We start from the raw sequence: 21,321 nt of genomic DNA on the forward strand, positions 1-21,321 counted from the left end.
AGTGTACTTCGTTCGGCCTCGATGGTGTTTAGCCGTTTCGCATTTATCGTGAAACGCTTTGGCGTTTTCGTGCGCCGCTTCAACTGGCAGTTGAACGAGTCCGGCACCCTCGTGATCGCACACCCTCGCCGAGAGGGCCACGGCGGACACGGCGGTGGAGCGGCTCATCACCGCGTTCGACGTCGACCGCGCGCCCGGGCGAGCCGACGTCGCCGAACTCACCCGGCAGCTCTCGTCGACGCGAAGATGGCCACCGTGAGCACCGAGATAATGACGATGCCGGGGCCCGGCGCCCGGCGCGGCCCGCGGGTCAGGGCCGCCGTCGGCGTGGCCCTCGTCGCCCACGGCTCCGCCCCGACCGGCTGCGCGCCTGCACGCTCCTCAGCCGGCGCCGCCCCCGCCCCGCACGCCACCGCGCTCGCGTACGAGTCGGTCGTCGCCACCAGCCGCCGCTGCGCCGGCTGGTACGGCTGGCTCTGCCGCGCGCTCGGTCGCCGTCGCGCTGCTCTGCCGGCTCTCCGGCACCTGGCCCGACGGCACGCGGGCGTCCGCGCCGCGCCGCCGTTCACCCGCACGCCTGGGTGCAGGCCGAGGGCGCTGTTGAGGCGGGCGGCGGCCGCGGAAGTACCGGCCTTGATCACCGTGACGGCCGCCCGGACAGGCGGTCGCCGTTCCCGGGGCACGGATGCCCGCTGACCTGCGCCGTCTCGCCCGCCCGTCCCAGCACGCACGCACCCCTGGCCGTCGGCGGCGTCCTCACGCACTCGCCGGGTCAGGCGCCGGGCTCGCGATGCCGGTCATGGCGAAGTACTGGTGCAGGCCTTCGCCGAGAACCGCTCGCCCCGCCCCGGCCCTGCTCCCTGCTCACCGCCGTCGTGGTCGCCGGGGCATCACCGCAGGCGGCACCTATCCTGATGTCCCGTACCGGCGAGGCGGTCGTGCTCGGCGGCGCCAGGAGCGGCTCGTCGGCCATGCTCAGCTGACCGTCGCCGCCGTGGACCGGCTCACCCCGGCGATCTGCTCCGCGCGCGCGGCGACACGGCATACGCTGCTGGTCACTCTCCCGCAGCCTCCGTCGAATCAGGCGGCGGCGCGCTCGCTCGGTGGCGCCGGTGGTTCCTGATGGGCGTCATGGACCTGGTCTGCTCGGCGTGACGCTCCTGGTCCTCGCCCTGATCGCGGCCGCCCTCGCCCTCCTCATGCCACGCATCCGGCGCGCCCAGACCCAGGCGCAGGAGGCGGTCGGCGCGATGGGCTCGGCGCTCGACCGGGCCCTGCGGTGGTTCCACCACCGTCCGAGGCGAACGGCGCCGAGGGCCGCAAGCAGTCCGCCGTCACCGCGCCGCCCGGCGCCACGACAGGGGCCTCGGTCGCCCGCTGGACGTCCGCGTCCGACGTGGCGATGCTCGTCTCTCGGTACGGGTGGCGTTCCTGTGCGTGCTCGGCGTGGGCGGCGCGCGCGTCGCCCTCGGGCACTCGACCTCTCCTCGCTGATCGCGTTCCTGCTCTACCTGTTACCTCGTCGCGCCGCTCGGGCCAGCTGACGGAGGGTGGGTGGGCCTCAACAGCGGCCTGGCCGCGGTGGCCCGCCTCGCGGAGATCGAGGACCTGCCCGGCGAGCAGCCCCGACAGGGCGCGGGCGCAAGAGAGGAGATCGGCAGGGCCCGTCCCGGTCGCCTTCACGGACGTCGTCTTCCGCTACGCCGACAGACGCGCCCCCGCCCACGACGGCGTCACCTTCGACGCCCCGGCCGGCGGGCTCACGGCGCTCGTCGGCCCGTCCGGCGCAGGCAAGTCCGCGGTCTTCGCGCTCCTGGAACGCTACCGACTGACGCGGGCACCGTCACGGTCGGTGGCCGCGACATCCGCGACGCTGGCCGCTCGCACAGCTGCGCGCGACCCTCGGCTACGTGGAGCAGGACGCGCCCCGTCCTCGCCGGCACCCTGCGCGACAACCTGCTGTACGCGGCCCCGGACGCGACGGACGACGACATGCGCGACGTCGTCGCACGCGGACCCGCCTCGACGACCTGGTGGCCCGGCGGCGCCTCGACGCGGTCGGCCGCCGCGGCGTGCTGCTGCTCCGGCGGCGAACGCCAACGCGTCGCCATCGCCCGGGCGTTGCTGCGCCGCCCGGCCCTGCTGCTCCCTGGACGAGGTGACGGCGAACCTGGACGCGGTCAACGAACAGCACCTGCGCGCGCGGTCGTCCGCGAGCTGGCTGTGCGGCTGCGACGGTCCTGGTGATCGCGCGACCGTCTGTCGACGGTCGTCGACGCAGGACCGCATCGTGGTCCTGGAGGACGAGGCGGGTGCGCGCCCAGGAGCAGCCACGCCGAACTCCTCCGAACAGGACCCGCTGGCACGCCGAGTTGGCGGCCACGCAGTTCGTGGCCGCCTCAGCTCACATTGACGGTGTCGGTCGCTCCGGTGACGGTGGCTCCGCCGGTGCTCGAGGCGCTCTTGATCGCCGAGATGTCGAAGTTCAGCTTGATCTTGTCGGAGACCAGCACGCCGCCCGTCTCCAGCGCGCGCGTTCCAGGTCAGGCCCCCTCGGAGCGCCGATCTCGGACTTGCCCTCGAAGCCCACGCGCTCGTTGCCGAACGGGTCCTTCGCCCGAGCCGTTGAACTCCAGGTCGATGGTGAGCGGCCGGGTCGTGCCCAGGATGGGTGAGGGTCGCCGGTGATGCGGTAGTCCTCGCCGCCCAGGGACTCGGCGGACGTCGAGCGGAACGTCATCGTCAGGAACTCGTCGATCTTGAAGAAAGTCGGCGCTCTTGAAGGTGACCGTCACGGTCGGCGTTGCCGGTGTCGATGCTCTCCATCTGGACGTCGAAGGAGGCCGTCGACCAGCCGGGTCCGAACCGTCCAGAGTGCAGCGAGCCGGTGAAGTCGGTGAAGCTGCCCTTCACGTTCGTGACCATGGCGTGCCGGGCGACGAAGCCCAGGGTCGTGTGCGCCGGGTCGACGGTGTACTCGCCGGTGAGCGAGGCAGGTCGGGGCCGGCCTGCGCGGCGGTGGTGGCGGTCTCGTCGTTCTTGCGGCCGAAGATGCCCATGACGTGCTCCTTGGGGACGGGCGGCACGGGGGTGCCGACGTGATGTTTGAAAGTTGAACCATCAACTGAGAGCGACTGTAGCGCGATGATGTTCAACTTTCAACATCAACGGTGTGTGTCTCCGATTACACCCGGTGGATCTTGTTCGCGCTCTACCGGACGCGCGTAGAACCAGGCACGATCTCCTTGCTCCACCTGCACCACAGCCGTCTCACAGCCAGCACGGTCAACAGCAGGAAGGGAACCCCACCATGCGCATCCGCTCGGCGCTCACCGCGCTCGCGCTCACCACCGGCGCCCTCGTCGCACCCGGTTTCGGTGTCCTCACCACCGCGACCGACGCCTTCGCCGTCACCAAAGATCCAGCCACGCCACCGCCACCTCGATGTTCAGCTCGGTCGGTATCACCTGGTCGTCGTCCGGCGGCTGCTCCAACCGGAACAACGCCACCTGCACGTCCTTCGACCAGCTCAACCTCGCCACCGCCCAGGGCGCCCAGACCCTCAAGCGCGCCACCGGCTGCGCCCTGAACATCACCGGCGGCACCGAGACCGGCCACGCGAGCGGCACCTACTCGCACTGGAACGGCTACAAGCTCGACTACGGCAAGAACACCTGCGTCACCAACTACATCAAGAACACGTTCACGTACATCGGCCTGCGCGGCGACGGCGCCCCAGTACCAGTCGGGCTCCGGCAACATCTACGCCGACAGAGGGCAGCCACTGGGACGTCCTCTACTACAACTGCGGCGGCTGCTGAGGCGGCTGTCGGGGCCGGGGCGCCGCGCGCCCGGCCCGGGCACTGGACTTCCGGACGGCAATGGTTGGACTGCCAACGCCCGCTACCGGAGTCACTCCGTTGACCCGGGCCGTGCCACGCCGATACCCAGACCCCCATGTCGAAGATCCCGCGCAACGCGCCCTGGTCCTGGCGGCGGCCACCGCAGTCGTGGCCGCCCTCGCGGCACCCGTCTCCGCGGCCGCGCCGGACGAGCCCGCCCCCGGCCTCGTCCTCGCGTCCCCCGCAGCTGAAGGTCACCGTCGCCGACGACTTCCCCCCGCGTCCTGTCCTACGCGGACGCGAGCGGCGCCCGCCTCCTCGGCAGCACGCACACCGTCACCGAGGTCACCCTCAACGGCACGGCGTACGCCACCCGCCTCAAGGCCGCACCCCAGGTCACCGGGGCCACGGCCGCGTACACCCTCACCTTCCCCGACCTGCCGGACGTGGAGCTCGACGCCACCCTCGGCGTCGCCGGGCGCACGACCACCTTCAAGGTGACGGCCGTGCGGGACACGGCGGCCTTCCGGTGGGGACGATCGACATCGGGGCACGACCTGGTGCTCCGTGGGCAGCGCGGACGGCGGTGCGCAGACCGCGTTCGCAAGCTCGACCCGGACTCCACCAAGACCGCGGACGTCTTCGGCAAGGTCACCGCCGGCACCACGGCCGAGCGGTCGCGACCGGCCGCGTACGCCATCGTCAACACCGGGCGGCTCGCCGCGGCCGTGAGTCCAACTCGGCGTACGACAAGCCGAGCGGCGCCACGAACGGCGACGACGCCCGCTTCTGGCACCAGGCCCGCAAGGACGCCGACGGCGGCACGCGAGTGGGCGTCTGGTCCGGGCAGTGGACCTACCGCGGCGCCGGTGCCCCGGCCCCCGCCACCGGCAGGACCTGCCGTGGGCGAAGGTCGTCGTCACCCCCGACGCCAACGGCGACGGGACGGTCGGCTGGCGGGACGGCGCCGTCGCCTTCCGCTCGATCGGCGTCACCGCGAAGGGCAGCGAGGCGACCGCCGACCGGGTCGTCACCCACATCCCGTTCAACTTCGCCAGCCAGGCCCAGCACCCTTCCTGCGCACCCTCGACGACGTCAAGCGCATCGGGCTCGCCACCGACGGCCCTCGGCCGGTTCGCGCTGCTCCAGGGCTACGCGTCCGAGGGCCACGACTCCGCGCACCGACTACGGCGGCAACACCAACAAAGCGGGCGGGCGGCCTCAGGACCTCAACGGGCTTCTGCTCAAGGGCGGGAAGAAGTACGGCGCCGAGTTCGGCGTCCACGTCAGCGCCACCGAGGCGTGCCCGGTCGCCGAGCACTTCAAGGACGACCTGGGTGAACCCGAAGTCGCCCGGCTGGAACTGGCTCGACCAGAGCTACTACATCGACCAGCGCCGCGACATCACCAGCGGCGACCTCGCCGCCCGCTTCAAGCAGCTGCGCGGACGAGACCGACAAGAACCTCACCACACGTCTGCGTCGACGTCTACTACACGCACGGCTGGATCGCCGAGAAGACGGCCGACGCCATCAACGGCCAGGGCTGGAACCTCGCCACCGAGTGGGCCGACAAGTTCGAGCGGCAGTCCCTCTGGTCGCACTGGGCCAACGACGACTCTCGACTACGGCGGCGCCACGGACAAGGGCCTCAACTCCGAAGATCATCCGGTTTCATCCGCAGCGGCGAGAAGGACGTCTGGAACAACGACGGTCCTCGGCCAGTCCGCCCTCAGTCAGGCGCTCGAGCTGGACCGGTGGGAACGACTGGAACGACTTCTACGCCAGCATCTGGCAGCGCGACGCTGCCGCCAAGTACCTCCAGCACCAGAAGATCACCCGCTGGGACGGCGCGACATCACGCTTCACCGGCGGCCTGCACGGCACCGTCGAGAACGGCACCCGCACCTTCTACGACCACGGCCGCAAGGTCCTCGACGGCGACCGCTACCTGCTGCCCTGGGACCAGGGCAGAAAGCTCTACACACTACAACAAGTCGGGCGGCACGACCGGTTGGGCCCGCGCCCGGCGGCTCGTACACGTCTACCGGCATCACCGACGACGGCCGCGTGAAGACCGGCACCGTGCGCACCGACTCCACCGGAAGCTCACGCGCCAAGGCCGAGGCCGGACAGCCGTACGTTCTCCTACCCGGCCGACGGCACGCCCCGCGCGAGCGACCCGCCTGGGGCGGGGCACCGGCCTGAAGGACCGGCCTTCAACGACGCGCGGCTGACTCGGCTGGGGCAAGGACGGCCATGGTCGCCCGCGAGCACCGACGGCAACTGGACGCAACAGCGCGCCCGCCTGTCCGGCACCGGCGCGGCCTCAGTCGGCGGCAGCGTCCGCGAGGACTCGAGCCCGGCGAGCTGGTACACCGCCTCCGCCTGGGTCGAGATCGAGCCGGGCAAGACCCGCCGCACGACGCTGAGGGCGTGGGCAGTGGGTCCGCCGCGCTCGACCGGTCCACGCTGCTCAACACCATGGCGGCCAGCGACTGGCACGGCACGCACATGCAGCGCATGAAGGTGAACTTCACCGCGCCCGCCAACGGCGCCATGACCCTGCGGGTGGCGGCGCGCGAAGGACGCGGCGGGCGCCGCGGTCCGCGTCGACGACGTACGTCTCGTGCGCAACGCCCCGACGACCGAGCCCGGCGCCGTCGTGCACGAGGGACGCTTCGAGGACCGTCGGCCCAGGGCTGGGGCCCGTTCGACACGGGCGACGCGGGCGGCGTCGCCGACCCGCGCACCCACATCGCGCGAGCGGCGCCCCGTACACGCGGGCCGGCTGGAACGGCAAGCTCGTCGATCGACGTCATCGGCGGCGGCGAGGTCCTCAAGTCGCACGAGGGAGAACGACGGCGTCGTCTGCACCGCACCTCGCCCGCGACCGTGCCGATGAAGGACGGGCACGCCTACCAGAGTCGACTTCGCCTACCAGTCCAGCCACGCGGGCGCCTACCGGTGGATCAGCCGGCTACGACCGCGGCGAGCTGACTTGCCGTGGAGACCGCCGCCGTGCCGCGTGGGACGGCAGCGCACCACCGGCCCGCTTCCGCACCACCGTCAATCCGCGGCTGCGGCGACACTCAGGACCGGCACTGCACGCAAGCTGACCGGCGCGACGGCGCCGACTTCGTCCTCGACGACTTCACCGTGACCGACCTCGGCCCGGCGGAGGACCAGAGCGCGGCCTGCAGCACGCTCGCCCTCACGGCGGGGAGACCCTCGGAACCGGGCCGGCCGAACAAGGTCGAGCCACCTTCACCCAACTACGAGACGGCCGAGGATCAAGGACGCGACCGTCCACCCTCGCCTGACACGACGGCTGGCGTCCGAGCCCGCGGCACCGCCCTCGACCCCGGTCGCCCCCGGCGCGAAGGCCGCCGCCACCTGGCAGGTCACCCGCCCGCCGACGCGAAGTACCAGCCCTGCAGCTGGACGCTTGAGAGCGACGTACCTGGTCGCCGGCACGTCCGCGCACCCTCACCGCGGCCGCCGGTCCGCACGCTCCCGCCGCCGCCCACCACGGACACGTACGCGAGCGACCCTGGACTGGACGTCGTCCGACAGCGGCTGGAGCCGTCGAGAAGGACCTCTCCAACGGGGAACAGGGCCAGGGCGACGGCACCGCTCAAGATCGGCGGAGTCTCCTGCGCGGGCGCTCGGCACCCACGCGCCCGCCGGATCCGCTACTACCTCGGCGGACGGGTCGCACCTCCTTCACCGCGGAGGTCGGCGTCGACGACATCCAGATCCAGTCGCGGTAGCGTGCAGTTCTCGGTGACGGCCGACGGCACCCGGAAGGTGAAGTCCCCCGGTCCTCAAGGCCACAGACACGGCCTGGCGGCTGTCGGCCGACGTCAGCGGCGCCACGTACGTCGACCTGATCGTCGGGGACGGCGGCGACGGCAACAGGGCGACCGCCGGACTGGGGAACGCCCGCTTCCACTGCGGAGTGTGAGCGGCATCTCACCGGACCCCTTTGTGTGACCCCCTACAAGCCGACGGGGCCCTGAGCAGTAACTTCGGCTGCACGTCGCCGGGGGTTCTGTTCGGGGCTACCAGGAAAACGGGCCGGAGACTGTACGGAGTCAACGGCCCGTTTTCCTTGGTCGGCTTCGTAAGGTCACTACATGACCGTTTTGGACGACACCGCCTCGCACCCCCGGGGGACGAGCCCACGCGACGCCGCGGGCGTGCGGCAGAGCTGCACGCGATCCGTGCCCAGGCGCTGGCCGGGCCCAGTGAGAAGGCGACCGAGGCCCAGCACGCGAAGGGCAAAGCTGACGGCGCGCGAGCGTATCGAGCTGCTCCTGGACGAGGGTCGTTCAACGAGAGTCGAGCAGTTGCGCCGGCACCGGGCGGTCGGCTTCGGCCTGGAGGACCAGAAGCCGTACACGGACGGTGTGATCACCGGCTGGGGCACGGTCGAGGGCCGTACGGTCTTCGTGTACGCGCACGACTTCCGGATCTTCGGGGTGCGCTGGGCGAGGCCCACGCGACGAGATCCACAAGATCATGGACATGGCCATCGCGGCCGGTGCCCCGCTGGTGTCGCTGAACGACGGTGCGGGCGCGCGGATCCAGGAGGGCGTCTCGGCGCTCGCCGGCTATGGCAGGATCTTCCAGCGCAACACCAAGGCGTCGGGTGTCATCCCGCAGATCAGCGTGATGCTGGGCCCGTGTGCGGGCGGCGCGGCCTACTGGTCGGCGCTGACCGACTTCGTGTTCATGGTCCGTGAGACCTCGCAGATGTTCATCACCGGTCCTGACGTGGTCAAGGCGGTCACGGGCGAGGAGATCACCCAGAACGGGCTCGGCGGCGCCGGCGTCCACGCGGAGACTCCGGCGTGTGTCACTTCGCCTACGACGACGAAGAGACCTGCCATCGCCGGGTCCGCTACCTGATCTCGCTGCTCCCGCAGAACAACCCGGGAGAACCCACCCGCCGACCGTCGAGTCCGACGACCCGGCGGACCGCCGCTCGGACGTCCTCCTCGACCTGGTCCCCGCGGACGGCAGCCGCCCGTACGACATGAGCAAGGTCATCGAGGAGCTCGTCGACGACGGCGACTACCTGGAAGGTCCACGAGCGCTGGGCGCGCAGCATCATCTGCGCCCTGGCCCGCCTCGACGGCCAGGTCGTCGGCATCGTCGCCAACCAGCCGCAGTCCCTCGCGGGCGTCCTGGACATCAGGCCAGCGAAAGGCTGCACGGTTTAGTCCAGATGTGCGACGCTTTCAATATCCCCATCGTGACCCTCCTCGACGTGCCCGGCTTCCTGCCCGGCGTCGACCAGGAGCACGGCAGGATCATCCGGCACGGTGCGAAGCTGCTGTACGCCTACTGCAACGCCACGGTGCCGCGGATCTCGCTGATCCTGCGCAAGGCGTACGGAGGTGCGTACATCGTCATGGACTCGCAGTCCATCGGCGCCGACCTCACCTACGCCTGGCCGACGAACGAGATCGCCGTGATGGGCGCCGAGGGCGCCGCCAACGTGATCTTCCGCCGGCAGATCGCCGGGGCCGAGGACCCCGAGGCCATGCGCGCCCGCATGGTCAAGGGTACAAGTCGAACTCATGCACCCGTACTACGCGGCCGAGCGCGGCCTCGTCGACGACGTCATCGACCGCGAGGAACCCGTGAGGTGCTGATCAAGTCCCTGGCGATGCTGCGCACGAAGCACGCCGACCTGCCGTCCCGCAAGCACGGCAACCCGCCGCAGTAGCGGCACTAGTCGTAGGAGACCTGCCACATGTCCAACGCCGACATCCCGCGTCGAAGGGCCACGCCGAGCCCGAGGAGGGTCGCGGCCATCACTCGCGATCCTGCTGGCCCCGTGCGGCCACCACGCCGACCGCGCCCGACCGGGGCCGCGACAAGGCCGGATGGCGCCGTCTCGAGCGCCAGCACGGCTTCCGCGCCGCACTCCTGGCAGGGCTGACCGGCCCGCGCTGCCGCGCACCCGACACAGGCGTGAGCCCCGTCCATCAGGACGGGGCTCACGCCTGTTTGCGTCGAGTGCCGGGGCTCGGTCGAACTCCCCCGTGCAGCGCGCCGAGTTTGAACGCCTCCCACTCGTGGGCGGTGAAGCGCAGCACGAGGCCTCGTGGGTCCGCCGGATTGCGCATCGCCACCCCGCCGCCGCTGAGCGGAGCCTCCACGGCGCCGTGGGAGCCGTTCCCCGGAGCGCTCAGCCACTGGGCGTCCGCGAGGTCGGGGGCGTAGAGCCGCGCCTTCTCCCGGTCAAGACCGGTACGGATGGAACCGCTGTGCTGGGTGCTCATACTCGCTAGCGGCAGGATCCCGGAGTTGACGCTGGAGACGAACGCGCGCCAGTCGGCGGAGTCGAGACGATCGCGCCGAACCCGCGGTTCCTGGTGTCCCGGACCGCGCGTCGGTGGCCGGTCAGTTTTCGCGTGCTCGACGCAGCCGTTCGACGCGCCGCTGAACGTGCTCTTGTGCCAGCTCGCCGAGGCCGATTTCGTGGAGCGGGCGGTGGGTGCTGGAAGTGGGGGCATCATGATCCGCTCTCTTGCTTGATTCGGTCACTGAGGTACCGGCGGGACTGTGCCGGCGAAAGCGCGGCAGCGGTCAGGTCGTCCCCAGCGCGGGTAGTGTCGACCTCGGGGCGCTGCTCGAGGCGATGCCGCCGGTCATGTGCTCCAGCCACGCCACCTGCACGGGGGTTCGCCGCGCATGGTGAAGAGCGTATAGGGAGCGTACTGCGCGAGGGGCAGAGTGATGTCCAGGGCAGAACCTGAATGGTGACATTGGGCAACTCGCCTGTCTCCATGAGGTGTTCGAACTGCTCACGGATCCAGAGTCCGCGGCCCCGGCATTCGGTGCAGCGCGGGTGTGTCTATGACCACTCTCAGGCGGAATTCGGTGGTTCCGCCCAGCAGATCCCTGCGCCTCATGCGGGTCTTCACAAGAGGTTCGACGTGATCCGCATCTGCCCCTGCGGTGAATATCGCGCGCATGTACGCCTCGGTCTGCAGCAGTCCGGGAAGTACTGAAGGCTCGAACGAACGAACCAGCGAGGAGTCAGCCTCCAGGGTGAGGTAGTCGCGCAGGTCGTCGCTGAGCAGGGGCCCTGGCCGGACCACCAGTCGACCTTATGGACGTCCCGGGCCAGCCGCTTGAGGTTGGCCCGCTGTCGTCGTCCGTGACGCCGTACAGATTGAGCAGGGTCGTCAGGTCGAGCTGGCGGATTCCGCGCTTCCCCGTCTCGATCTGACTGATCTTCCGGTTGTCCGCACTCCGAGTGCCAGGGCGGCGTCGTTGACCTTCATGCCGGCTTCATTGCGCAGTCGCCGCAGCTCGGCGCCGAAGGCGGCGGCTGCGCATCGTGGGCATCTCGCTCTGGGACATGGCCACATGATGTCCCGCCCTTCAGGCCACACAACTGTCATCTGCAGTCCCATCGCGTTGGCACAGTACTCGCACGTAATACTTGCCTAAGTAATACTTTCGGCAGCATGATGTCGGAGCAACGCCCTTGCCCACAAGCGAGTTGACCGCCAAGGGACGGAGTAATGCCGGACCAGCCAACGGATGAGGCCGTCGTGATCGATGTGATCGATGTGATCGACCGACCGTGCGCGATCCGTATGGAGTACAGCCCGCACCGCCTGGAGCAGATCCGCCGCATCGTGGGCGCCCGCCTGCGCTGCTGGGGCCTGCACAAGCTGGTGCACGACACGTCGCTCGTGGCGACGGGCTAGTGCAGCAATGTGCGGCACTGCGACGACAGTCGTTTTCGAGTTCGTCATCAGCAGGACGGCGGACGGAGTCCGCGCCTCGAGGTGGCGGACACGTCCCGGTGCTCGTGACCGTCCCCACGGAGCCGCCGGACTTCTTCGAGACCCGGCGGACGGGGACTGTTCCTGGTCGCCGCCTACGCCTCGGCCCTCGGGATGACGCCGACCCCACCCGGAAGGTGGTCTGGGCCGAGCTGGCCCTGGGGGACGTGGACGCGGGAGGCTGCGACTGACGGAGCAGACCGGCCCGCAGGGGCCCCGCGAGGGTCAGGTGCCGCCTGGTCGCCGTCCTGACGGACGGCGGTGAGGGCGGCACGCTTTCTGCGTCTGTGCGTGTTCATCCGAATCCTCTGTGTGTTCGTGCCCGGGCGTGCGTGTGTGCCGCCTCCGGCGCGGCCGGCCGCAGGGCGGCCGACAGGACCAGGCGGTCCGGCGTACGGGACGGGAACGGTGCACATGAGGCCCGCAGAGCGGGCGGCGCGAGACCACGGGCCCGTCCCGCACGTCCGGCCGCTGTCGTCCGGGAGCGCTGGGAGGCGGCTGCCGTCGAACAGGGCCCGCATCCGTGCTGAGTTCACGGAGCCAGGGTGTCGGCGACTGCCTGCGCGCCGGGGGCCTGGGCGCAGGGTCCGCGAGAGGCGGACCGCGGTGACGGGGGCCCGGCTGCCGGATGGGCGGCCGGAGGGGCCGGGGACGGTCGGCGCGTCGCCGGGTCGGGGCGGCAGGACCGTCGTGCGCGGGCGGGGGTCGGACCCGGCCGCGCGGGGTCTAGAGTGTGCGCGCTCTCCCGCCACGAGGCCGAGAGCTTGCGGATGCCGCGGTGGGCGGCCGTACGGACGGCGCCCACGCGTTTGCCGAGGATGCCGGCGGCCCGCTTGGCGTCGAGACCGACGACGGCCAGCAGGATCACCGCCTCGGCCTGCTGCTGGGGAGCTGCGCCACGAGGGCCATGGCGCGCTCGGTACCGAGGGTCGTCAGGGCCTGTTCGGACGTGTCGTCGGGCGCGGGCCGTTCAGGATCGCGCTCAGGTCGTCGGGGCTTCGGGACGGCGCTTGTGCCAGCGGATGGTCCAGCGCCCGATTGCGCACGATCCGGCTGCACCAGCCGTGGAAAGCCGGCCCCGTCACCCCGGAACTTGTGCAGGGTCCCGGGCGATCTGCAGCCAGCTGTCGGAGAGGACGTGCTCGGCCTCCGTCGCGCCCACCAGCGCTCTGGCGTAGGCCAGGAGTCGCGGATGCGGCGTCTGGTAGACCGTGCGGAACGCCCGCTCGTCCCCCTGTTGTGCCTGTTCGACCGCGTCATGCAGGGAGACGGCATTCCGCCTCGCGAGCGGTCTGCACTGCCCCCTGCCCGGTACGAGGCCGTTCGATCGCGCGACGGCGGCACCGAGATCTGTAGCTCTGGTGCCCGGAGTAGGACAAGCTCATCGGATGGCTCCGCTTCCTGCTCATTTCGCCTTGAGATAGGCGGGCACCGCCCATGGTCCCGCCCCCATGAGGTGAGCGCGAGGGTGCGCGAAAAGCATCACAGCGGCAGGTATGTGGATTCGGTCAGATGTGCGGAGGGACATCTGTGCCGAACTCGACCTGCAACCAAAGGGTATTACTGCGCGTCGCCCCGTGGCCACGGCTCGTGGGGTGCGCGCAGCATGGCCGGGAGCAGTGCCCGGCCCGGAATTGGGTCCGTCATGACCGGCCGCGGCGCGGGACGACGACGCCCGCTGGTATGCACCAGCGGGGGCGAAGGTACCGGCGCGAGCGCGCGGCGGCGCTAGCGCAGGCGGGCCATCAGCGCGTGCTCGACGAGCGTGATCAGCGTCGACTTCGCGTCCGCGCGGTGGCGGGCGTCCGTCGTGATGATCGGGGTGTCGGGGCCGATCTGCAGGGCCTCGCGGACCTCGTCGGGGACCGTAGGGCTGGCTGCCGTCGAAGCCGTTGAGGGCGACGACGAAGGGGCAGGCCGCGAGTTCTCGAAGTAGTCGACGGCCGGGAAGCAGTCGGCGAGGCGGCGGAGTGTCCACGAGGACGACGGCGCCGATCGCGCCGCGCACCAGGTCGTCCCACATGAACCAGAAGCGGTCCTGGCCGGGCGTGCCGGGCGGGTACAGGATCAGGTCCTGGTCGAGCGTGATGCGGCCGAAGTCCATGGCGACCGTGGTGGTCGTCTTGTCCCCGGTGTGGGTCAGGTCGTCGATGCCCGCCGAAGCGGACGTCATGACGGCCTCGGTGCGCAGCAGGGTTGATCTCGGAGACGGCGCCGACGAACGTCGTCTTGCCGACACCGAGGCCGCCCGCCACCACGATCTTCGCGGTGGTGGTGGAGCGGCTTGGAAACCGGCCCTCCGCTAGAGCTTGCGAGAGATCCACTGAGCACCCTTTCGAGCAGAGTCACGTCTGGCTGGCCGCCGGCGTTCTCGTCGCCGCCCGGCTGATGGATGGCGACCAGGCCCGCCTCCGCCAGGTCGGCGACGAGGATCCTGGCCACGCCGAGGGGGATCGTCAGAGCAGGGCCGAGATTTCGGCCACCGACTTGATCTCCCGGCAGAGGTTGCAGATCCGCTGGTGCTCGGGCAGTTGGCCCACCTGCAACTGGTGCGGCTCGCGCGCGTGGTGATGCACCAGCGCCTCGATGGCGAGCTGGTAGCGCGGCCTGGTGCGGCCGCCCGTCATGGCGTACGAGGCGCACCAGGGGATTGTTCTTCGCAGCAGGCGCGGGACTCGCGTCAGGACGCGGCTGGGGCTGCGCAGGCTGGATGCGCGGCGCGGGCGGCTGGTCGTGCGGACGCGCTGCCTGTCGGCCGGGCGTGGCTCGGCGTGGAGGAAGTTGTACCGGTTCTGCAGACCCGTCTTCACGACCACCCATGCCTGCCTGGCCCTGGCCGGGGCCGTAGGGCGGCCACTGCCGACGAGACCGCTCGGGGGTGTTGCTGAACGCAGACACGTACTCCTCCTCCGACTGCGCTGGGCACCATCACTGTGGAGCCGCGTCCCGAAACGCTGTACGGCCACGGGGCGCGAAGCCGCACGCTGTCTGCTAGTTGAGAGAGGCTTCCTGAAGCTCCGCACGCAGGTCAGGGCGTCGAGAACCGTGCCCGCGCGAGTCGACAAGAAGTGCCATCTCGTACCCAGCGAGACCAATGTCCGCCTCGGGGTGTGCAAGGACGGCGAGAGAAGAACCATCAGAAAGTGGACATGATGAAGAGGAATCCTCGCTCCATCTCCACGGCTGTCTGGTTCACCGCGCCACCCTCGAAGATGCGGGACGCGCCCGCGGTCAACGAGGTCAGACCCGAAGCGACGGCCGCCAGCTGGTCGGCGCGGTCGCGGGGAACCCTTCGGACATCGCCAGAAGGAGTCCGTCGGCGGAGACCACCACCGTGTGGGACACCCGGGGGTGTTGTCCACGAGAGTGGTGATCAACCAGTTCAGGTTCTGTGCCGCCTGGCTCATCGGGCTCACACTAACGCTCCTGGTTGTAGGTGCTGTCAGGCTCATCGGGAAACCCGCTGACCTGGCCGTTCGTCACACTGTCGGGACTTGCGTTCACTACTGGTCACTGCTGCCTTCGCTGCGGCCCCGCTGCACACCGCGGCGCAGGTTGCTCAGCCGGCCCCGTACGTCCTCGGGGGCTCGGGAGATCTGCGGGCCGCCCTGCGGCGTGGACTCCGCCGTGCCCTCGACCAGGTTGGCCTTGCGCACTCGGCGCGGGAGTCCGGACGAGTCACTCCGCCGGCCTTCGGCTCCTCGAGCCGCTCGGCACGCACCCACGCTCGTCGTTGGCCGAGCGCCAGGAGTCGTCGTCCGACTCGGCAGCTCCGGCGCCGGCTCCTGGCGCTGGGGGGCGCCGCCGCCGCGGCGCGGGAGACCGGCGTCGGTCAGCGCGTGCGGAGCGGACGGGGAGGGGCCGGCCGACAGGCCGGGACCGCCGGACGGTGCGGGTCGAAGCCTACGCTCTCCGCTCCGCCGCGTCAGCGCGCCTGGACGGATTCCGCTTCGGGCGTACCCGCACGTGAGCCTGGAAGTCGCCCTGGTAGGAGTCCTGGCCCTGCCGGTCGGCCTGCCGCGCGGGCTGCCGAAGGCGTTGTATGGGACTCCTGCGCGACTCACGCATGGCCGTCCTGCGCCCCGTAGTTCGGGCCGTACGAACCGGGACCGCCATTGTCGTAGGCGTGGCTGCGCGGGCGGCGAAGGCGTCGTAGGCGGGCCGCTGCCGCTCGCCGTACGAGACCTGCTCGCCGCTCGTCGTGAGACGCCCTGGCGCCGATCGTCGTAGCCAGACCGCTGCCCGTTGATCGTAGCCGCTCTGCTGAGCGTCGTACGCGGTCTGCTCGGCGACGGCCGGGCGGGACGGCAGCGGCTGCTGCTGGCGTCGACCTGGTCGCGGAAGAGCGGGCGGTCGCCCGGCCTGCTGCGCTCAGGGTCTGCGCTGCGCTCGAGCGCCGCACGGCGCTCCTCGCGCATCAGCGAGGAGCGGCCGACCGGGTCCAGTTCGCAGGGCGTCGTCCGGGACCTCGTAACGGCTGTCGTCGAAGCCCAGCTCGGCCGCCGTGCGTCAGCGGCGCGTGCTCGTACGCCTGCTGCTCCGGGATCATCGTCGAGACGGTGAACTCGGAGTCGTCGTGCTGCTGGCGACCGCCGCCACCGCGCGTGCGTGATCGCGTCCGGGAGCATGACCAGCGAGGTCGTGCCCGCCTGCTCGCCCGAGGGGCGCAGCTGGACGCGGATGCCGTGCCGGTCCGACAGGCGGCCGACCACGAACAGGCCCATGCGCTGGGAGATCGCGCGGCGTCCACGGTCGGCGGGTTGGCCAGCTTGTGGTTGATGTCCGCGAAGTCCTCGGCGGTGAGGCCGATGCCCTTGTCGTGGATCTCGAGTCAGTGATGCGGCCGTCGGGGAGACGGGTCGCGGTGACGCGGACCTTGGTCTGCGGCGACGAGAACGTGGTCGCGTTCTCCAGCAGCTCGGCGAGCAGGTGCACGAGGTCGGTGACCGCGCGGCCGTGGATGTCGGCCTCCGACGCCGGACAGCTCGACGCGCTCGTACTGCTCCACCTCGGAGGCGGCGGCGCGCAGCACGTCGACCAGCGGGACCGGCTGGTCCCAGCGGCGGCCCGGCTCCTCGCCGCGAGGACCAGGAGGTTCTCGCCGTTGCGGCGCATACGGGTCGCGAGGTGGTCCAGGCGTGAAGAGGTTCTCCAGCTGGTCCGGTCGGCCTCGTTGTTCTCCAGGTCGGTGATGAGGGTCAGCTGGCCCTCGATCAGCGACTGGTTGCGGCGCTGACAGGTTGGTGAAGATCGCGTTGATGCTGCCGCGCAGGAGGGCCTGCTCGGCCGCGAGCCGTACCGCTTCCCGGTGAACCTGGTCGAAGGCGCGCGCGACCTCGCCGATCTCGTCGGTCGTGGTGATCGGGATCGGCTGCACGCGGGTGTCCACGCGGCCCGGCTCGGTGCGCGAGAGCTGGTCGACCAGCATCGGCAGGCGCTGCTCGGCCACGTCGAAGGCGGCGGAGCGCAGCCGGCGCATGGAGCGGGACATCTGGCGGGCCATCTGACCGGCGAGCAGCACGGCGGCGAGCAGCGCGATCACGACGGCGGCGCCGATGATGATCGCTTCGCTGCTTGGCGTCGGCCGCGATCTCGAGGCTTCCTTCACGGCCTTGTCGGCGAGGTCCGACTCGATCGTCGCGGTAGGCGCTCGAACTTCGCGGTGGCTGACGGCCCACCAGTCTCAGGGTCCGTCGCGCCTTCTGCGCGATGGCGAGATCGGGCGCTCGGCTGTGGAGGGCAGCGCCGACGATGCACGCCGACCATCTCCGTGGTGTCGGCCGGCGGCGGGATGTACGACGGGTCCTTCGCCTGGCGGCGGCGGCTCTGCTTGGCGCCGTCCGTCTTCAGCTGCTTGATCGCGTCGTCGAGCTTCTTCAGGTCCTCGGGCGTACCGCCGCTCTTGTACTCCCGACGGCGATGCCCTCGAGGTACGCGGCGAGCTGCCGAGCGCGGTGCGCTGCTTGGCGAAGCTCGTGACGGTCGTGACCGGGCTTGACCAGCAGGTGCATGCCGATGGAGCGCTCAGGAGAGCGCGGCCTTGGACAGCGAGATCGCGTAGACGGTACGGCCGTAGCTGGTGATGTTTCCGGTGCCGAGGCCCAGCTCGTTGGCGAACTCCATCAGCGGGTGCTGGATGGCGACGTAGCGCTCCTCGGTCTGCACGCCCTGGGAGCTTCGAGGTGTACGCGGCGGCCCTGAGCTTGCTCAGTCCGCGCCTCGACCTCGGTGAACTGCGTCGATGCGCCGGTCGAGGCCCTCCTTGTGCGGCATGTTCTGCGCCGCGGCGTGAAGGCGTCCGCGGCGGCGTCCGTCGCCGCGCGCGGGCCTGACGACCGTCGGGTCGTTCTTCTTGCCCTGGAGCAGCGGGGCGGCGGTGACGTCCCGCTCCTCGATGAGGCGGTTGCCGTACGTCAGCGACGCCTGCACCACGCGCGCCGTCGCCTCCGCGTCCTCGGCCTCCTGCCAGGTGTCGATGGAGCTCTTCACCTGGAATCCGCCCATGACCAGGCCGACGACCGGCCGGGTATGAGCAGGATCGCGTTCAGCTTGGTGGGTACGCGCCAGTTGCGCGGTGACATCCGTCCGCTCCCCGACGTGCCGCGCGCGCGCGGCCTCGGCCGGGGCGGCCGGTGCGCTGTCCGCGGCGCGGGTGAAGTTGCCCCGCGCCGATGCCGGCTCGGGACTGTTCTTGCTTCGCCTCACTCGACCAACAACCTCTCGGCGTCGGCACCTACGTTGTGCCGCCGCTGTCTGACTCAGAGCCCGTCCTTACTGGGCAGTTCAGCGCATTCCAGCACGTCAGGAGGCGCAGTTCCAAACAGTCGGAACCGGAACCTCAGCGTGATGCATGCCCCAGATAAAACGGTCATAAGAGCGAGGCCCCGCCAAAGGCGGGGCTCTTGTGAGCTACAGTGGAACCGGCTGTGCGCGACGTGTGTCGGCTTCACCGGAATTCTCTGTCGAAACAGTTATGAACACAGCGGCCCCGCGTGTCAAAGGCCACAGGGGCCGCCGAAGCTACGACAACTCCGCCGTACGGAACCAGCCACTTGCGGCCGACTGCGACCGTTGTTGTCTACTTCAAGCGGGCCATCAGAGCGTGCTCCACCAGCGTGATCAGCGCACTCTTTGCATCCGCACGGTGGCGGGCGTCCGTCGTGATGATCGGGGTGTCGGGGCCGATCTGCAGGCCTCGCCGGACCTCGTCCGTTGTACGGCTGGTGCCCGTCGAAGCCGTTGAGCGCGATGACGAAGGGCAGGCCGAGTTCTCGAAGTAGTCGACCGCGGGGAAGCAGTCGGCGGGCGGCGGGTGTCCACGAGGACGACGGCGCCGATCGCGCCGCGCACCGAGTCGTCCCACATGAACCAGAAGCGGTCTGGCCGGGCGGTGCCGAACAGGTACAGGATCAGGTCCTGGTCAGGCGTGATGCGGCCGAAGTCCATGGCGACCGTGGTGGTCGTCTTGTCCCCGGTGTGCGTCAGGTCGTCGATGCCCGCCGAGGCCGACGTCATGACGGCCTCGGTGCGCAGCGGGTTGATCTCGAGACCGACCCCACGAACGTCGTCTTGCCGACACCGAAGCCGCCCGCCACCACGATCTTCGCCGGGTGGTCGACCGGGTGGCTCCCATGGAAGCCGTCAGAGCTATGCGAAGTCCACTGAGCACCCTTTCGAGAAGCAGAGTCACGTCCGGCGCACCGCCGTCGTTCTCGCCGCCACCCGGCTGGTGGATCGCGACGAAGCCCGGCGCGCGCGAGGTCCGCGACGAGGATCCGAGCCTGCCACCGAGCGGCATGGAGAGGAGCGCGGGAGACCTCCGCGACCGACTTCACCCCTCGCGGCACAGGTGGCAGATGCGCTGGTGCTCGAGCAGCGTCAACTAGCCGCCGGGTCGGCGGTCGTGGAGACGAGCGCCTCGATGGCGAGCCGGTAGCGCGGCCGGGTCCGGCCACCGGTCATCGCATAGGGGCGGACCAGCGGCTGTCGCCCTGGACCGTATCGTCGTGCGCTATGGCACCGTACGGCCAGGAGGCGGTGGGCGGGTCATGGATCCTCCGGGCGGGACGGCGGGTCGGGCTCGCCGTCTGAGGGTGGGCCGGTGGGGGTTTGTGACGCACGGATGTGATGACGTGACTTCTGGTTTCCGGGGTTACTGATGCGTAAGACTGTGCGAGTCGCCGGGGTTACCGGCCGTCACCCGCCTCAGTGCAAGAGGCTGCCTGCAGCTCCGCGCGGAGATCCGGGTGAGCACGGCTCGCCCGGTCCACGAGGAGCGCCATCTCGTAGCCGACGAGCCGATGTCGCACCCTGGGTGCGCGCGGAGCACGGCCAGGGACGATCCGTCGGAGACGGACATGATGAAGAGAAAGCCGCGCTCCATCTCCACGACCGTCTGATTCACCGGCCCGCTCCTCGAAGAGACCTCTCGACGCTCCGGCCGTGAGCGAGGTCAGCCCCGACGCGCCACCGCCGCGAGCTGGTCCGCGCGATCGCGCGAAGCCCGCGCCATGGCGCGAGCAGCAGGCCGTCCGCGCGGACACCACCACCGTGTGCGAGACACCCGGTGTGTGTTGTCCACGAAGTTGGTGATCAACCAGTTCAGGCTCCTGTGCCGCCTGGCCCATCTGGCTCAACCAACGCCCTGCTGGTGAGTGCGTAGCTGCCGGTCTGTCTCTGTGCCGGCGTCGCGGCCCTGCTGGATACCCCGACGAGATTAGAGTCAGCCGTCCGCGTACGTCGTCGGGCGCACGCGAGACCTGAGGACCGGTCTCGCTCTGCTGCTGCTCCTGTGCCGTGCCCGCCACGAGGTTCGCCCGGGGACACGACGGGGCAGACCCGAGACGGTGACGCCGCCCGCGGCGGGCTTGGCGCACCCGCTCGGCCTGGACGCATCAAGCTCGTCGCGTTCGGGGACTGCCGCCAATTGGCCTGGAGTCCCGGCCCCCGCTGGGAGCGGCGGCCTGGCTGCGGCGCCGCGGCGCGCCCGCGGACGCTGCGGGGGACCGGGGCGCGCGTGCCGCGGGCGGCCGACTGCGCCGCGCTGCGGCAGCGTCGCCGGCCGCCCTGGTTGTGGCCTGGCCCTGCTGGGCCGGACCCTGGTTCGGCTGGGCCTGGGCCTGCTGGCTGCTGGCCGTGGAACCAGTTGGCAGGGTGTCGTACAGCGGCGTGCGGCCGTCGCCCGGCCCACTGGCCGGCGGCAGGTAGTCCTGCTGCGCGGGCTGGGCCGATGCCCTGACCCTGGCCGTGGTCGGCCGGGCGCGGCGGTGACGGCGGGAAATCCTGGTCGCCGCGCTGGCGCGGGCCTGCGGGCGCTCGAACTGACCGGTGCCCGAAGGGTTCTGCGGGCGCGCGAACTGACCGGTGTCGGCCGGGTTCTGCGGAGTCTGCGGGAGCTGCGGGGCCTGGGGCGCGGCGGCGGGCGCTCGAACTGGCCGGTGCCCGACGGGTCCTGGTGGCCCGGCAGACCGCTGTCGCGGAAGCCGTTCTGGGCGCCGTTGTGCAGGGGGCGCCGTTCTGCGCGCCACCGTTCTGCGCGCCGCCAGAAGACGTCCGGGCGGACGAACTGGCCGGTGCCCTGGTCCTGCGCCGGAGCCTGCGGCTGCCGGGGCGCGGGCGAAGCGGCGCGTCGTAGTCCGGGCGGGCGAACTCGGCGGTGGAGCCGGG

At 70.8% G+C, this 21,321-nt stretch carries 17 protein-coding genes and 13 pseudogenes; 15 read left to right on the forward strand and 15 right to left on the reverse strand.

All coding sequences use genetic code 11. The annotated features are described in order from the left end of the window. Positions 1-255: 255 nt before the first annotated feature. Positions 256-696 carry a transglutaminase-like protein gene (locus RBJ77_RS20330; protein ID WP_372346357.1) on the forward strand — a complete coding sequence of 147 codons (441 nt, stop codon included), beginning with the start codon at positions 256-258 and terminating at the stop codon, positions 694-696. Between the two features lie 885 nt (positions 697-1,581). Continuing rightward, the gene (locus RBJ77_RS20335; protein ID WP_372346375.1) at positions 1,582-2,247 is read left to right on the forward strand and encodes an ATP-binding cassette domain-containing protein; all 666 of its coding nucleotides are present in this window, start codon (positions 1,582-1,584) and stop codon (positions 2,245-2,247) included. A gap of 152 nt (positions 2,248-2,399) precedes the next feature. Here RBJ77_RS20335 and RBJ77_RS20340 read toward each other — a convergent pair. Beyond that, positions 2,400-3,059: pseudogene (locus tag RBJ77_RS20340) on the reverse strand (YceI family protein). A 251-nt stretch (positions 3,060-3,310) separates the two neighbouring features. On the opposite strand from RBJ77_RS20340, the pseudogene RBJ77_RS20345 reads away from it, so the two are divergent. From RBJ77_RS20345 to RBJ77_RS20395, 11 genes and pseudogenes are all read left to right on the forward strand, one after another. Continuing rightward, positions 3,311-3,821 (forward strand): annotated as a pseudogene (locus RBJ77_RS20345) (hypothetical protein). A gap of 305 nt (positions 3,822-4,126) precedes the next feature. Then, positions 4,127-4,516, forward strand: a pseudogene (locus tag RBJ77_RS20350) (hypothetical protein); the annotation flags it as partial. Positions 4,517-4,691: 175 nt separating this feature from the next. Then, a pseudogene (locus RBJ77_RS20355) lies at positions 4,692-5,499 on the forward strand (endo-alpha-N-acetylgalactosaminidase family protein); the annotation flags it as partial. Further along, a complete protein-coding gene (locus tag RBJ77_RS20360) occupies positions 5,406-5,915 on the forward strand; it encodes a glycoside hydrolase family 101 beta sandwich domain-containing protein (protein WP_372346376.1) in 510 nt (169 codons plus the stop codon). The pseudogene RBJ77_RS20355 and the gene RBJ77_RS20360, both read left to right, overlap by 94 nt. A gap of 362 nt (positions 5,916-6,277) precedes the next feature. After that, complete coding sequence (locus RBJ77_RS20365; protein ID WP_372346358.1) at positions 6,278-6,841, forward strand: hypothetical protein; 564 nt, start codon at positions 6,278-6,280, stop codon at positions 6,839-6,841. Positions 6,842-7,694: 853 nt separating this feature from the next. Then, positions 7,695-7,808 carry a hypothetical protein gene (locus tag RBJ77_RS20370; protein ID WP_372346377.1) on the forward strand — a complete coding sequence of 38 codons (114 nt, stop codon included), beginning with the start codon at positions 7,695-7,697 and terminating at the stop codon, positions 7,806-7,808. 172 nt (positions 7,809-7,980) lie between these two features. Further along, positions 7,981-8,271 (forward strand): annotated as a pseudogene (locus RBJ77_RS20375) (carboxyl transferase domain-containing protein); the annotation flags it as partial. Positions 8,272-8,365: 94 nt separating this feature from the next. Next, positions 8,366-8,755, forward strand: a complete 390-nt coding sequence (locus RBJ77_RS20380) for a carboxyl transferase domain-containing protein (protein WP_372346359.1) — start codon at positions 8,366-8,368, stop codon at positions 8,753-8,755. Beyond that, positions 8,700-8,870, forward strand: a pseudogene (locus tag RBJ77_RS20385) (hypothetical protein); the annotation flags it as partial. The gene RBJ77_RS20380 and the pseudogene RBJ77_RS20385, both read left to right, overlap by 56 nt. Positions 8,871-8,967: 97 nt before the next feature. Further along, a pseudogene (locus RBJ77_RS20390) lies at positions 8,968-9,578 on the forward strand (carboxyl transferase domain-containing protein). 20 nt (positions 9,579-9,598) lie between these two features. Next, positions 9,599-9,794: pseudogene (locus tag RBJ77_RS20395) on the forward strand (acyl-CoA carboxylase subunit epsilon). Positions 9,795-9,852: 58 nt separating this feature from the next. Here RBJ77_RS20395 and RBJ77_RS20400 read toward each other — a convergent pair. The 3 genes from RBJ77_RS20400 to RBJ77_RS20410 form a co-directional block, all read right to left on the reverse strand. Beyond that, entirely contained in the window at positions 9,853-10,137 is a 285-nt protein-coding gene (locus RBJ77_RS20400; protein ID WP_372346360.1) for a DUF397 domain-containing protein, read from the reverse strand. A 233-nt stretch (positions 10,138-10,370) separates the two neighbouring features. Continuing rightward, complete coding sequence (locus tag RBJ77_RS20405; protein ID WP_372346361.1) at positions 10,371-10,646, reverse strand: hypothetical protein; 276 nt, start codon at positions 10,644-10,646, stop codon at positions 10,371-10,373. A 16-nt stretch (positions 10,647-10,662) separates the two neighbouring features. Next, positions 10,663-10,959: a Scr1 family TA system antitoxin-like transcriptional regulator gene (locus tag RBJ77_RS20410; RefSeq protein WP_372346362.1), complete on the reverse strand. Its 297-nt coding sequence runs from the start codon at positions 10,957-10,959 to the stop codon at positions 10,663-10,665. A 459-nt stretch (positions 10,960-11,418) separates the two neighbouring features. On the opposite strand from RBJ77_RS20410, the gene RBJ77_RS20415 reads away from it, so the two are divergent. Together RBJ77_RS20415 and RBJ77_RS20420 are read left to right on the forward strand one after the other, a co-directional pair. Then, positions 11,419-11,577: a hypothetical protein gene (locus tag RBJ77_RS20415; protein WP_372346363.1), complete on the forward strand. Its 159-nt coding sequence runs from the start codon at positions 11,419-11,421 to the stop codon at positions 11,575-11,577. Between the two features lie 104 nt (positions 11,578-11,681). Beyond that, the gene (locus RBJ77_RS20420) at positions 11,682-11,846 is read left to right on the forward strand and encodes a hypothetical protein (RefSeq protein ID WP_372346364.1); all 165 of its coding nucleotides are present in this window, start codon (positions 11,682-11,684) and stop codon (positions 11,844-11,846) included. Positions 11,847-12,187: 341 nt separating this feature from the next. Here RBJ77_RS20420 and RBJ77_RS20425 read toward each other — a convergent pair whose 3' ends face one another. From RBJ77_RS20425 to RBJ77_RS20475, 11 genes and pseudogenes are all read right to left on the reverse strand, one after another. Beyond that, entirely contained in the window at positions 12,188-12,523 is a 336-nt protein-coding gene (locus RBJ77_RS20425; protein WP_372346365.1) for a hypothetical protein, read from the reverse strand. Between the two features lie 537 nt (positions 12,524-13,060). After that, positions 13,061-13,828: an ATP/GTP-binding protein gene (locus RBJ77_RS20430; protein ID WP_372346366.1), complete on the reverse strand. Its 768-nt coding sequence runs from the start codon at positions 13,826-13,828 to the stop codon at positions 13,061-13,063. Between the two features lie 146 nt (positions 13,829-13,974). Beyond that, positions 13,975-14,553, reverse strand: a pseudogene (locus tag RBJ77_RS20435) (DUF742 domain-containing protein); the annotation flags it as partial. Positions 14,554-14,646: 93 nt separating this feature from the next. Beyond that, positions 14,647-15,062 (reverse strand): annotated as a pseudogene (locus tag RBJ77_RS20440) (roadblock/LC7 domain-containing protein). A 96-nt stretch (positions 15,063-15,158) separates the two neighbouring features. Further along, complete coding sequence (locus tag RBJ77_RS20445) at positions 15,159-15,311, reverse strand: hypothetical protein (protein ID WP_372346367.1); 153 nt, start codon at positions 15,309-15,311, stop codon at positions 15,159-15,161. Positions 15,312-16,486: 1,175 nt separating this feature from the next. Beyond that, entirely contained in the window at positions 16,487-17,263 is a 777-nt protein-coding gene (locus RBJ77_RS20450; RefSeq protein WP_372346368.1) for a HAMP domain-containing protein, read from the reverse strand. A gap of 416 nt (positions 17,264-17,679) precedes the next feature. After that, positions 17,680-17,820: a hypothetical protein gene (locus RBJ77_RS20455; RefSeq protein WP_372346369.1), complete on the reverse strand. Its 141-nt coding sequence runs from the start codon at positions 17,818-17,820 to the stop codon at positions 17,680-17,682. Between the two features lie 42 nt (positions 17,821-17,862). Continuing rightward, positions 17,863-18,360, reverse strand: coding sequence for a hypothetical protein (locus tag RBJ77_RS20460; protein WP_372346370.1), 498 nt, complete (start codon positions 18,358-18,360; stop codon positions 17,863-17,865). A 373-nt stretch (positions 18,361-18,733) separates the two neighbouring features. Continuing rightward, a pseudogene (locus RBJ77_RS20465) lies at positions 18,734-19,256 on the reverse strand (ATP/GTP-binding protein). Between the two features lie 50 nt (positions 19,257-19,306). Continuing rightward, positions 19,307-19,670, reverse strand: a pseudogene (locus tag RBJ77_RS20470) (DUF742 domain-containing protein); the annotation flags it as partial. Between the two features lie 171 nt (positions 19,671-19,841). Beyond that, a pseudogene (locus RBJ77_RS20475) lies at positions 19,842-20,291 on the reverse strand (roadblock/LC7 domain-containing protein). Between the last annotated feature and the right edge of the window lie 1,030 nt (positions 20,292-21,321).

It is taken from the genome of Streptomyces sp. KL116D, from assembly GCF_030766975.1.
Lineage (GTDB): Bacteria > Actinomycetota > Actinomycetes > Streptomycetales > Streptomycetaceae > Streptomyces > Streptomyces longispororuber_A.